We start from the raw sequence: 12707 nt of genomic DNA, 5'->3' as shown, positions 1-12707 counted from the left end.
GCCCAGACAGCCAGGAGGTTGGCTTAGAAGCAGCCATCCTTTAAAGAAAGCGTAATAGCTCACTGGTCGAGTCGGCCTGCGCGGAAGATGTAACGGGGCTTAAGCCATGTACCGAAGCTGCGGATGCGAGCTTGCTCGCATGGTAGGGGAGCGTTCCGTAAGCCTGTGAAGGTGGATCGTCAGGTCTGCTGGAGGTATCGGAAGTGCGAATGCTGACATGAGTAACGATAAAGGGGGTGAGAGGCCCCCTCGCCGAAAGCCCAAGGTTTCCTGCGCAACGCTAATCGGCGCAGGGTGAGTCGGCCCCTAAGGCGAGGCCGAAAGGCGTAGTCGATGGGAAGCAGGTTAATATTCCTGCACCACGCATGACTGCGATGGGGGGACGGAGAAGGCTAGGCCAGCCGGCTGTTGGTTGCCGGTTTAAGCGTGTAGGCAGTCACCTTAGGCAAATCCGGGGTGGCAATGCCGAGGCGTGATGACGAGCTCCTACGGGAGCGAAGTGGTCGATGCCCTGCTTCCAGGAAAAGCCTCTAAGCTTCAGGTCATGTGTGACCGTACCCGAAACCGACACAGGTGGGCAGGGTGAGAATCCCAAGGCGCTTGAGAGAACTCTGGTGAAGGAACTAGGCAAAATGGTACCGTAACTTCGGGAGAAGGTACGCCCCTGGTACGTGAAAGCCCTGCGGCTGGAGCGGAAGGGGGTTGCAGTGACCAGGCCGCTGCGACTGTTTACTAAAAACACAGCACTCTGCAAACGCGTAAGCGGACGTATAGGGTGTGACGCCTGCCCGGTGCCGGAAGGTTAAGTGATGGGGTTATCTTCGGAGAAGCTCTTGATCGAAGCCCCGGTAAACGGCGGCCGTAACTATAACGGTCCTAAGGTAGCGAAATTCCTTGTCGGGTAAGTTCCGACCTGCACGAATGGCGTAACGATGGCGGCACTGTCTCCACCAGAGACTCAGTGAAATTGAAATCTCGGTCAAGATGCCGAGTACCCGCGGCTAGACGGAAAGACCCCGTGAACCTTTACTACAGCTTTACACTGGACTTTGAACCTACTTGTGTAGGATAGGTGGGAGGCTTTGAAGCAATCACGCCAGTGGTTGTGGAGCCAACCTTGAAATACCACCCTGGTATGTTTGAAGTTCTAACCTAGGCCCGTCATCCGGGTCAGGGACAGTGTATGGTGGGTAGTTTGACTGGGGCGGTCTCCTCCCAAAGAGTAACGGAGGAGCGCGAAGGTACCCTCAGCGCGGTCGGAAATCGCGCAATGAGTGCAAAAGCAGAAGGGTGCTTGACTGCGAGACAGACACGTCGAGCAGGTGCGAAAGCAGGCTTTAGTGATCCGGTGGTTCTGTATGGAAGGGCCATCGCTCAACGGATAAAAGGTACTCCGGGGATAACAGGCTGATACCGCCCAAGAGTTCATATCGACGGCGGTGTTTGGCACCTCGATGTCGGCTCATCACATCCTGGGGCTGAAGTCGGTCCCAAGGGTATGGCTGTTCGCCATTTAAAGTGGTACGCGAGCTGGGTTTAGAACGTCGTGAGACAGTTCGGTCCCTATCTGCCGTGGGCGTTGGAGACTTGAGGGAAGCTGCTCCTAGTACGAGAGGACCGGAGTGGACGTACCCCTGGTGTTCCGGTTGTCACGCCAGTGGCACTGCCGGGTAGCTATGTACGGACGGGATAACCGCTGAAAGCATCTAAGCGGGAAGCCCCTCCCAAGATGAGGTCTCCCTGGATCCTCGAGATCCCTGAAGGTCCGTCGAAGACCACGACGTTGATAGGCGGGATGTGGAAGCGCGGTAACGTGTGAAGCTAACCCGTACTAATTGACCGTGCGGCTTGACCATATAACACCCAAGCATTCTGGGTGCTGACAACGCATTCCTCGATGCCAAACGATCATCACCGTATTAATGGGGCGGCGCCGCGCTCGGCGCGACGCCGTCACCGACAGTTTTCCTGGCGGCCATGGAGCACTGGAACCACCTGATCCCATGCCGAACTCAGCAGTGAAACGGTGTATCGCCGATGATAGTGTGGGGCCTCCCCATGCGAAAGTAGGTCACCGCCAGGGCATTATCATTAAGGCCGACTGATCGTCGGCCTTTTTTTTTGCTCGGTCGATCGGCGAGCATGCACGAGCTGGGGGCGACTGATGCGCGTCGGTCATCCGCCAGCAGGCGGGAGCATCGCTCGGTCGCTGATTTGAGAGCCGAAGGTGTCGGCAGCCGATGCACACGGCAATGGCTGGGGCACCCTGTGTTAGGCTCGTTGGCGCCTTCGCCATCGGGCGGCGCGCGGTCCCCGGGGGAGACGCGTCATCCCTGCCGCCTATCGGGGTGATATACGCTCCCCATTGGCACGGAATTCCCTGGCTAAACTATGCTTAACGCTGAAGGTCTTGAGCGTACACAAGTTCGTGCCTGTGCGTGCGCTCGGTCCGCAGCGCAGGCTTAGCGCCTGTGCTGGGCAAGCGATGATGGAGCGGCACCATGACAACGACCCGCGAAGGCAGCCTCGAAGCGCCGATTCGGCACCCCATCGATTGGAAGACCCCCGAATTCTACGACGAGGACGCCCTGAACGCGGAGCTGGAGCGGGTTTTCGACATTTGTCATGGCTGCCGTCGCTGCGTGAGCTTGTGTCGGGCGTTTCCTACCCTGTTCGACCTAGTCGACGAGTCGGAGACGTTGGAGGTGGACGGCGTCGCCAAGACGGACTATGTCAAGGTCGTCGACCACTGCTACCTGTGCGATCTCTGCTACATGACGAAGTGTCCGTATGTGCCGCCGCACGAGTGGAACGTTGACTTCCCACATTTGATGCTCCGGGCCAAGGCGGTCAAGTTCCACAAAGGGGACGTCAAGGGTCGGGACCGGCTGCTGACCAGCACCGACTGGGTCGGGGCCTTGGCCGGCATTCCCGTCGTCACAGGTATCGTCAATAGGGCGCTCAAGACTTCCGCGGGTCGCGCGGTCGCAGAGTCAGTGCTGCAAGTCGACAAGCGTGCACGTCTTCCCGAATATCACAGTGACACGCTGCGCAAGCGACATCCGCACCTGATCGGGCGCCAGGCACAGGGAGAAGCCGCCGGGCCGACGACGGGCAAGGTAGCGCTGTTCGCCACTTGCTATGGGAACTATAACGAGCCGGGCCTCAACGAGGATCTAATCGCGGTATTCGAGCACAATGGCATTCCCGTGGCGCTCGCCGGCAAAGAGCGCTGCTGCGGGATGCCCAAGCTGGAGCTGGGCGACCTCGATGCCGTGGATCAGGCGCGGCAGGCGAACATTCCCGTGCTCAGGCAACTGGTCGATGAGGGCTGGGATATCGTCGCGGCAGTGCCCTCCTGTGTGCTGATGTTCAAGCAGGAGCTACCGTTGTTGTATCCGGACGACGCCGATGTGCAGGCGGTCAAGGACGCTATGTATGACCCCTTCGAATATCTGATGCTCCGCCATAAGCACGGCAAGCTCAACACGACGTTCGCGAAGTCCCTCGGCAGGGTGGTGTACCAGGCGTCCTGCCATCAGCGGGTGCAGAACATCGGGCAAAAGACCCGGGACGTGCTGGCCTTGGTCCCGGAGACAACGGTCGAAACCATTGAGCGTTGTTCGGGCCACGATGGCACCTATGCCGTCAAACAAGAGTTCCATGCTGCGGCGATGAAAATCGTTCGCCCCGTCGCCAATCGCGTCAAGCAGGCACAGGCAGATCATTTTGGCAGCGACTGCCCAATGGCCGGTGCCCACATCGCTCACGCCCTTGAGCGCGAGGATCAGCAGCAGCATCCGATGACGCTGTTGCGACTGGCCTACGGCCTTTGAGCTGATCGGCCTGGGCCGGCGTTGCTGGCCAAGCCGATCAGCTCAGGCCATTGATGGCATCGGGCTAGACGTACCAGCGTCCCGCCTTGGATGCGTTACAGGCGTCCGCCTCTCGCAGGTCGGTTGATCGCAACCAGGTGAAATTCGGCGTTGCTCCCCGATCTTCGCTAGCAGCCCCGCCCACTGCCTCCCAGGAGAGACAGCATGCAAGCACTGACCCGCGACGATCTCTTCAGCCTGGAGCAGTACGCCGAGCGGCGTGCCGACTTCCGCGCCGAGGTCATGGCCCATAAGCGGTCTCGGCGTGTTCCCATTGGTCCGCACGCGGCGCTGTATTTCGAGGATCGGCTCACCATGCAGTACCAGGTCCAGGAAATGTTGCGTGCTGAGCGCATTTTCGAGCCAGCCGGCATTCAGGAAGAGCTCGACGCCTACAACCCGCTGATACCGGACGGGGATAACTGGAAGGCGACCTTCATGGTGGAAATCGAGGACGTCGACGAGCGGCGCGTCGCGCTCTCCCGGCTCATCGGCATCGAGGACAAGGTCTGGGTCCGGGCCGATGATCAGGCCAAGGTCTACGCGATCGCCGACGAAGACCTGGAGCGCGAGAGCGCCGACAAGACCTCGTCGGTGCATTTTCTCCGCTTCCAGCTGCCGGCGGAGACCTGCCGAGCAGTCAAGCAAGGCGCATCCTTGCACATGGGTACCGACCACCCAGAGTACGACTATGCAGTCGAGCTCGACGCAGCGCGCCGCGCCGCCTTGGCCGCAGACCTCGACTGATGCGCGTCCTGCGTTGCGTGGACCCATACGGATGCGGTCTTGCAAGCCGTCGCCTCAGCGCGCCGAGCCCCAAGCCGCAGTGACGCGGCGGCACGCGCAGCCTCTGACCGAGTGCGCAACACATTCGGTGTCGCGGCACAGGACTGTGTCATGGTCGGCGATCGGCCGGTTACGGATATCGCAGGCGCGGTGTATGTCGGCATGCGAGCGGCTCTGGTGCGTCCCGGGCGCTTCGCAACATAGGCACCTTGGTCGCAGGACCTGCGGCACCCGCACTGGGACGTACCGGATCTGGCGCGCTTGCTGGAGGTTTGGGACGGACTGCTCGCCGCAAATTGAGGGCACGCGAAGCGCGGTACAGTGCCTGGCGTCCTCTACGTCGGCTGACCCCAAGGGAGCCCCCGGCGCTGCCTCAGCAGATGTGCGTAGAGGGCTTCGTAACGGTCCGTAATGGCGCCGATGCTGTAGTGCTGAACCGCGAGCTCGCGGCTGCGCGCGCCCAGCCGGGGCAGGTCGAGCAACACGCGGTGCAGCGCGTCGCGAAGCTCCGCGGTTTCGTCAATGGCGAATGTGGCACCGTTGACGTCGTCTTGAACGAGCTCGCGCGAGCCGGACGCGCGGGCCACCACGCAGGGCAGGCCGCAGGCCATGGCCTCCAGCACGGTATTGGGCAAGCCCTCCTGCAAGGAGGGAAAGACCAGCAGGCTCGCCGCTTGGTAGTGCCGGAGAATGTCCGGGGTGAAGTCACGCACGCTCAGCAGCCGCGGATGCGCTGCCGCCAGATCGCGTAGCTCTTGCTTCAGGGCCTCGCCATAGCTGTCGCGGCTCGTCGGGCCGACGGCGACCAAATGCACGCCCGTGCCGAAGCCGTTGGCGGCCACCCACTCGCGCATGAGCCAGCCGATGCGCTTGCGCTCGTCGAACACACCCACGAAGAGCGCGATGGGCTGACTCGCCGTGAGTCCAATGGCTGCTGCCAGCCGCTGCCGCTCCGCCTCCGGCACCGGACGGAAGCGGCTCGTGTCGACGCCGTTCGGGATGTGCCAAACGCGATCTGCGCGGAGTCCCTTCTGCGCGAACTCGATCTGGAGCTCCTCGCTGATGGCGACATAGGCATCCACGAGCCGCAGGAAGCGGCGGTGGACCGGCGCGATGGTGGAATGTGTCAGACTGGAGAGGTCATTCTGCGACAGGCTGGCTTTCACCAGTGTCGGCTTGCCGAGGAAGCGTCCAAAGGGCCCCAGGATGCTTTGCGTGTAGTAGGCGCCCTGGCCATGGAGGATGTCCACTGCGTGTCTGCGCTGCCACAAGTGTGCCGCCAAGCTGCGCCACACACTGAACTCCTGGTGTCTGGCTTGTAACTGCATCGACAGCGCCGTCACCCGAAAGCCGTCCACCTCGTAATCCCGCCGTTGTCCGCTCCAGGACTGTGTGGCGAACTCCACATGATGTCCGCGCGCGCGAAGCTGGCCCGCCAGCAGAAACGCCTGCGCCGCTGCACCGCTGTACTCCGGCGGCAGGTAGCGCGCGAACATGAGAATGCGGACGGGTTTCAACAGTGCGTGGAGCCGGCATCCGGCGGCATTGGCGTCACAGTAATGCGACGATGGTACATGACTCGCCGCAGCCGCAGGAACGAGCCGGCGGTTTCTGTCTGAGCGCCGGTGCTCGTCGGGCGCTCCGCCAGCGTGCATCACGCAGACAAGTCATGCTGCTGCAGCCAGGCGCCGAGCACCGCCAACGCCCAGACACGGAAGCGGTCTGCCCGATGACCGGCGCGGTACTGCGCCACGGCCTGGCTCAGCCTCGCCGGATTGGTGCAGCCCAGCCGCTCCAGGGTCGGGGCATCGGCATAGGCGCGCAGCAAGGCATGGTCGTCCGCCATCAGCAGGTCATCGAAGGGGAAATCGAACCCGTGCTTGGGCAGGTCCCAAAGGGCACGCGCTAGGTGCCGCGCAAGTGCGTGCTTCAACACCCGCTTGTGCTCGCCTGCGGCATAGCGCAGCTGCACCGGCAGGCGCTCGACATAGTCGGCCACCGCGGGTGCAAAGAACGGGAAGCGCACGCGCAGTCCCGTGTGCGCCGAGGCGACGTGAATGCGGTCATCCGGCAGCGTGCCCATGAGGGCGCTGTAGCGGGCCATGTGCGCCCCGGGCGCAAAGCTGCGGTGGATCTGATAAAAGCGGCTGCCGCCCAAGTCCACAGGCCGCCCGCACACGCGTTGGATGGTGCGCCGCGGCCAGCCGCGCCAGCGCATCAGCACCTCTTGCGGGTCGCCGAAATCCAGCAGCGGCCGGTAGTCTCGCAAGCCCGGCACCGGTGTCATCAGGCCCGCCAGTGCACGCCGCAGCGCATAGGGCAGCCGTGCCGCGTACTCAACGGCAATGCGCTGGTGGCGCGCGGGCATGATGCCGAGCAGGGTGTCGGCGCCGGTGCCGTCCAGCGCGATCTCTGCGCTGTCTCGGGCCTTCTCGAAGGCGAGCAGCGTGGGCGCTCCAGCAGGGTCCGCGAAGGGATACTCGGCCGCCGCGAGATCCGCGAAGGCGCGCTGATATTCTGGGATAGAGAAGCGCAGGATGCGATGGCGGATGCCGAGCGCCGCCGCGATTGAAGCGGCCACGGCGGCTTCGTCAGCCACCGCATCCGCGAATCCGACGGTCACTGCGGTGACCTCTAGGCCCTGAGCTGCCGCCAGTGCGCAGAGGTAGGCGGAGTCGACGCCTCCGCTTAGAAAGCACACCAGGGACTCGGCATCGGCCGTGCGCCTGGCAATGGCCTCTGTCAGCAGGCCGTCCAAGGTGCCCGCCGCCTGCTCCAGGGTCGGTACAGGCCCATCGACATCCGCGGTCGCCGTCGCCGTGGCCGTGGTCTGCGGCCGGCGTCGATGCACGCCGTGGCGATCATGCAGGCAGAGCACTCCGGGCTCGATGCTGCGCACGCCCGCGTAGATGGTATTGGGACTGGTGATGTCGAGCAGCCGCAGGTATTCGTGCAGTCCGTCCCGGGACAGCCGCCGCGGCACCAGTGGACAGTGCACCAGCAGATCCAGCCGGTCCGAGAACACGACTGCCCCACCCGGCAACTGGTGGTAGTAGAGGCTGCGGGTGCTGGAATCGTCTCGGTACAAGGCGAGCTCACGGCGGGCCGGATCCCAGAGAGCAAGGGCGAACTGTCCCTCCAGCGACCACACCCAGCGGTGTCCTTGCCGCCTGTAGGCGTCCAATAGCCCCTCCGGCGGTGGGCTGGATGCGGGGCTCGGGGGCGTGAACAGATCGCCGAGCAGCCAGGCCTGGACTCCCTCGGAGCGCATGGTGCGCAGCCCGCCCGCCGGCGCGCCGATGCGCCAAAGCGCGAAGGCGCCGGGCGGGCACAGCGTCACGCCATCTCGGCGCTCGGCGTAGGCGCCGAGGCGTGCGAGACTCCCCGAGCCGAGGCTCGCCGCGCCCAGCAGTCCGTTCACGACTTCCCGGCGGCGGTCGGGGCCGCCGGCGTCAGTCCGCGCCAGGCGCCCAGCCAATGATAGAGGGCGCGCGGCGACGGTGCCGTGCGCAGCGCGCGCAGGTACCACCGGCGTGCGCCGCGAGCATCGCCGGCACGGGCGCGCAGATCGCCGAGCAACAGGTACTCGTAGGCGAAATAGTCCCGCATGCGCAGCCCGCGACGGCGCAGTGCCCGCCGGCGCGGGCGCCAATGCTCGTCTAGCACCGCCAAGTTGGCGAGCGCCATCGCCTCCCGGCGGTTGGAGGCGTTGGCTCCGTGGCAACGCTTGTGCTGCCACAGCATCGGCACATGCGCGAAACGGCAAATCCGCGCAAGCCGCAGCCACAGCTCCAGGTCTTCCACCAAGCGTCGCGCGGGATCAAAGCCGCCCACTGCGCGCAGCTGCTCCCGGCGCACGAGCACTGCGCCCGTCGGAATGTAGTTGCGGCGGAACAGCTTCAGATCCTGATCTATGATCCGCAGCCCATCGCCCCAGAAGGCGTCATCCAGGCCGGCGTCCGCGAAGAAGGACGCCATCCGCTCCCCTGCATCATCGAAGAGGGCGCAGTCGCCGAAGACGAGACCGATATCCGGGTGCGCATGCAAAACCGAGAGCCCCGCCGCAATGCGCCCCGGCGGCCAGAGGTCGTCGGCATCCAGGAAGGCGACATAGCCGCCGCTGGCGGCGTCGATGCCGGCATTGCGAGCTGCCGAGGGACCCCGGTTGACAGGCAGCTGGAGCAGGCGCACGGCGTCGCGGGCCGCTGCGATCTCGGCCGTCGCGTCGGTGGAGGCATCGTCCACGACGACGACCTCGTGGCGGAAGGGGCCGGACTGGCCCAGCACGCTGTCCAAGCAAGCGCCGAGATAGGGCGCCGCGTTGTGCGCAGGGATGACGGTGGTGATCGTCGGCATCGCCCGAGACGGCGCCGGCGGCGGCTCACTCGGTGCCGCCATTGTCCGAGCCGCTGCGGGGCTGGCGCACGGCCGGCATCGGGCGGGTGTCGTTGCGCTCGTTGTACAACAGCCAGCGGTCGTCGCCGCGCGAGAAACGGACCTTGAGGTAGGTGGTGAGCAGCAGCCAAGCGGACACCAGCTGTCCGGGGCGGAAGCGGCGCATCTTGTCCCACAGGCTGCCGTCGCGCCACCAGGAGATCAGCGGCCCCGCCACGCGCCGCTCGATGACACTGTCCGCCCAATGGGTCTCCAGGTCCGCGGTAGCCGCCAGTTGCGCGGTGCAGTCCGCGAGCTGCGCGCGGATCTTCTCCGCCCGCTCACCGGTGGCCGCCGTCGGCCGGCCGCTGTCGTCCAGCCACAGCGGCACCGGCTCCAGCAGCTCCACGCGGTCCTTGTGCAGCGCCAACCGCAGCAGGAAGGATTCCCGGTCCACCTCGGTGAGCGGCGCCAGGTAGTGCCGCATGGGTGTCTTCAGGTCCACGCCGTCGTCGGTGAGATTCGCCAGGCTGTAGGCGACGACGGCGCCGCCGCGCTGCATCACGCCCTGCATACAATGACTATGATGGCCCAGGATGACGGACACCCCCCGTGCAATGGCGGCGTCGGCGAGCTGGACCTGTTCCGGGGTCGGCAGGGGGCTGTACTCCAGCCCCCAATGCAGCATCAACACCAGGTGATCCACCTGCGGGCGCAATGCGTCCACGGCCGCGAGCACCGCCTCCGGCTCCAATGGCGCGATACCGGGCGTCGTCGCAGTCGCGGCGGGTGCCGGCTTGGTGAGCGCATCACAGGCGGCGAGCAGGCCGACCCGGATACCGTGGCGCTCGACGATGACCGGCGCCGTCGCCGATGCGAGATCGGCACCGGCGCCGGTGCTGGCGATACCGGCGGCGTCCAGCAGCGCCCGGGTCTCGGCGAGGGCATCGGCACCGAAGTCCATGCAGTGGTTGTTGGCCAGGCTCAGAACGGACACCCCGGCCTCGGCGAGGTGGCGGGCATAGACGGGATCGCCGCGCAGGCACAGCTTGTCGGCGCGAGCGGTGCCCGCGGTGGTGAGCGGTGTCTCCAGATTCCCCACCGCCAGGTCCGCATCCGCAAGCAGTGCGCTCAGCGGCGCGAAGAGATCGGCGGCGGTGCCGGCGTCGGCATGCGCCTGGTAGCGCCCGTGCAGCATGACATCGCCGAAGGCGTAGAGCCGCAGCGCTCGCTCTGTCGTCTGGTCCATCTCGATCATTGCCGGCGGGGGAGCATGGCGTCCATGATAACGCGCGATGCCGCGGCCAGGTCTGCCGCATGTGCTCGGCGCCGCGCGCCAGCTCATCGGCAAGCACGCGGGTAGTGGGTGCAGCTTGCCCGACTTTTCTCTATCATTCTCGGCAGATATCGGTGCCCTTTGCAGTGGTGCCAGACACCTGCTAGCCCGGACTGTCGGACACATACGGTGATCGCGAGCGAAGCGTGTACCCCAAATATTTCGGCCTCAAAGAGCCCAGCTTCTCCATTACGCCGGACCCGCATTACCTGTTCCTGAGCGGACAGCATCGCGAGGCCCTGGCGCACCTGCTCTACGGGGCAGGCGGCGGCGGGGGCTTCGTCCTCTTGACGGGCGAGGTGGGCACCGGCAAGACCACGGTCTGCCGGGCCTTCCTCGAGCAATTGCCGGAGGGCGTCGACATCGCCCTGGTGCTGAATCCGGCGATGACGGCCGCGGAGCTTCTGCACGCCATTTGCGACGAGTTCCGCGTGGCGCTGCCGGCGGGCGAGCCATCCGTGAAGGCGATGCTCGACCACCTGAACCGCTTCCTGCTAGATGCGCATGCGCGCGGGCGCCGGCCGGTGCTCATCATTGACGAGGCCCAGAATCTGCGCCCGAAGGTGCTGGAGCAGATCCGGCTGCTGACGAATCTGGAGACGTCCAAGCAGAAGCTGCTGCAGATCTTTCTCATCGGGCAGCCGGAGCTGCGCAGCCTGCTGGCGAGCCCCGACCTGCGTCAGTTGAATCAACGCATCACCGCGCGTTACCACCTGACCCCGCTGGGCCCGAAGGAGACGGCGGCCTATGTTGACCACCGCATCGCCGTCGCCGGTGTCGAGCGCCCCCTGTTCACGGCGCGGGCGCTGAGGCGCGTGCACCGGCACACCCGCGGCGTCCCTAGGCTCATCAATCTGCTCTGTGACCGGGCCCTGCTCGGGGCTGCGGTGTCCCGGCGCTTGCAGGTGACCCCGCTGATCGTCGATGCCGCCGCACGCGAGGTCATCGACCGCGCCGACCCCGCCCTGCCGCGCCGGCGCAGCGCCCTCGGCGCCGCCGCAGCGGTCGTCGGCGCGCTGGGCCTCGGTGTGTGGATCGGCGCCTCGGATCTGTCGCAGCGCCTGCCGGATACATGGCCCACGCAACTACCCGCCGAATGGCTGGCCGCGATCGGCTTGGAGCAGCACGCCAAGGGCGTCACTGCGGAGTCGGCGATGGCGTCGGCCCCGCTCCAGACCAGCCCCGCTGATCCATCGCAGCCGGCAGAGGCGCCAGACGAGGCCTCTGAGCTCGATTTGGCTCATGCGAGCACGGCTGATACGGGCGCCGAGAACGCCGCCAGCAGCTCCAGCGGCGATGGCGGCGGCGACGCTGCCGCCGAGTCGGCGATCATGACTGCCGACACAGGCTCGGAGGACTCGGCCCAGGCGACAGCCGCTGCGGACCCAGAGGCGCTCGCGGCATCGGAGGCGGAAGTCCCCCAGGCGGCGGCCTCGCAAACGCCCGCTGCCCCGGAGACAGCGGACGCTCTGGCGCCAAATGCGCAGCCCCCGGCCGCCGCCGGCGGCGATGCCGCGGCACCGAGCCTTGCCGCTGTGGTGGGCGCGAGCTCGCCGCCGGCGGAGCCGGCACCGGCCGCGGATGCAGCGGCGAGCGTCGAAACCAATCCGGCTGCCGACCAGGGCACCCAAGATGACGCCGAGCCCGCCCCAGCAGCGCGCCCCCCGCGCATCGCCACCGCCCGCGTTACGCCGGTGGTACCGACGCTCGGCGCGGATCGCCTCGCCGATGCCCTGGTGGTCGAGAACGCCGTGGTGGACGAGCTCCTGCGGCTCTGGCAGGCCGAGACCGCGCCCGGCGTGCGCTTCCTGGACTGCGCCGCTGTCCCGGCCTTCGCGCTCGCCTGTGAGCGCAGTCAGGGCCGCTGGTCGGACCTGCGCCGATTCGACCGCCCCGCCGCCCTGAAGCTGCGGCTCGCGGGTAACGAGACGGGCTTCGTCGTGGTCGGCGGCCTGGACGAGGAGCACGCGCTGGTATACCGGGATGGCGCCTTGATGCGCGTACCCATTGCCCTGCTGGACGAGCGCTGGTCCGGCGACTATCTGCTGTTGTGGCGCCCGCCGCCGGCCGGCGGCCGGGTCATCGGTGTGCGTGATCCGGAGGATGCGATCGCGTGGCTGCGCGAGCGGTTGGCGCTGCTGCCGGGCAGCGAGATGACGGTCGACCCAGCGCGTTACGATGACACTGTCACGGCGGCGGTACGTCGCTTCCAGCAAGCCGAGGGGCTCGTCGCCGACGGCATCGCCGGTCCGCGCACGCTCATCATGCTGAGCAATGCCCTGGCGGACCTCGATGTGCCGCGCTTGTCCCGTTCCCGCTGACCGCCGCGTCATTGG

The 12707-nt window shown here is 66.0% G+C and carries 8 protein-coding genes and 2 rRNA genes (1 of these 10 cut by a window edge); 6 read left to right on the top strand and 4 right to left on the bottom strand.

The window, feature by feature from the left end:
* The 5 genes from CKO31_RS13765 to CKO31_RS27400 form a co-directional block, all read left to right on the top strand.
* Window positions 1-1856 (top strand): 23S ribosomal RNA (locus tag CKO31_RS13765); it begins 1031 nt to the left of the window's first position.
* A gap of 111 nt (window positions 1857-1967) precedes the next feature.
* A 5S ribosomal RNA gene (gene rrf / locus CKO31_RS13760) occupies window positions 1968-2083 on the top strand.
* 418 nt (window positions 2084-2501) lie between these two features.
* A complete protein-coding gene (locus tag CKO31_RS13755) occupies window positions 2502-3836 on the top strand; it encodes a (Fe-S)-binding protein (RefSeq protein ID WP_200238450.1) in 1335 nt (444 codons plus the stop codon).
* A 204-nt stretch (window positions 3837-4040) separates the two neighbouring features.
* Entirely contained in the window at window positions 4041-4622 is a 582-nt protein-coding gene (locus CKO31_RS13750) for a DUF3501 family protein (RefSeq protein WP_200238449.1), read from the top strand.
* 39 nt (window positions 4623-4661) lie between these two features.
* Window positions 4662-4865, top strand: coding sequence for an HAD hydrolase-like protein (locus CKO31_RS27400; protein WP_306341740.1), 204 nt, complete (start codon window positions 4662-4664; stop codon window positions 4863-4865).
* A 131-nt stretch (window positions 4866-4996) separates the two neighbouring features.
* Here CKO31_RS27400 and CKO31_RS13740 read toward each other — a convergent pair whose 3' ends face one another.
* From CKO31_RS13740 to CKO31_RS13725, 4 genes are all read right to left on the bottom strand, one after another.
* Window positions 4997-6178: a glycosyltransferase family 4 protein gene (locus CKO31_RS13740; RefSeq protein ID WP_200238444.1), complete on the bottom strand. Its 1182-nt coding sequence runs from the start codon at window positions 6176-6178 to the stop codon at window positions 4997-4999.
* A gap of 137 nt (window positions 6179-6315) precedes the next feature.
* Window positions 6316-8082, bottom strand: coding sequence for an asparagine synthetase B family protein (locus tag CKO31_RS13735; protein ID WP_200238441.1), 1767 nt, complete (start codon window positions 8080-8082; stop codon window positions 6316-6318).
* A complete protein-coding gene (locus CKO31_RS13730; RefSeq protein WP_200238438.1) occupies window positions 8079-9017 on the bottom strand; it encodes a glycosyltransferase family 2 protein in 939 nt (312 codons plus the stop codon). Before CKO31_RS13730 ends, CKO31_RS13735 begins: the two co-directional genes overlap by 4 nt.
* 25 nt (window positions 9018-9042) lie before the next feature.
* Window positions 9043-10284: a CapA family protein gene (locus tag CKO31_RS13725; RefSeq protein ID WP_200238435.1), complete on the bottom strand. Its 1242-nt coding sequence runs from the start codon at window positions 10282-10284 to the stop codon at window positions 9043-9045.
* 233 nt (window positions 10285-10517) lie between these two features.
* Here CKO31_RS13725 and CKO31_RS26845 point away from each other — a divergent pair, with 233 nt between their 5' ends.
* Complete coding sequence (locus CKO31_RS26845) at window positions 10518-12692, top strand: ExeA family protein (RefSeq protein WP_200238432.1); 2175 nt, start codon at window positions 10518-10520, stop codon at window positions 12690-12692.
* The last annotated feature ends 15 nt before the right edge of the window (window positions 12693-12707 follow it).

This window comes from Thiohalocapsa halophila, from assembly GCF_016583825.1.
Taxonomy (GTDB): Bacteria; Pseudomonadota; Gammaproteobacteria; order Chromatiales; family Chromatiaceae; genus Thiohalocapsa; species Thiohalocapsa halophila.
Note: the sequence above shows the minus strand (reverse complement) of the source record. Positions and strands in the feature narration are given on the sequence as shown.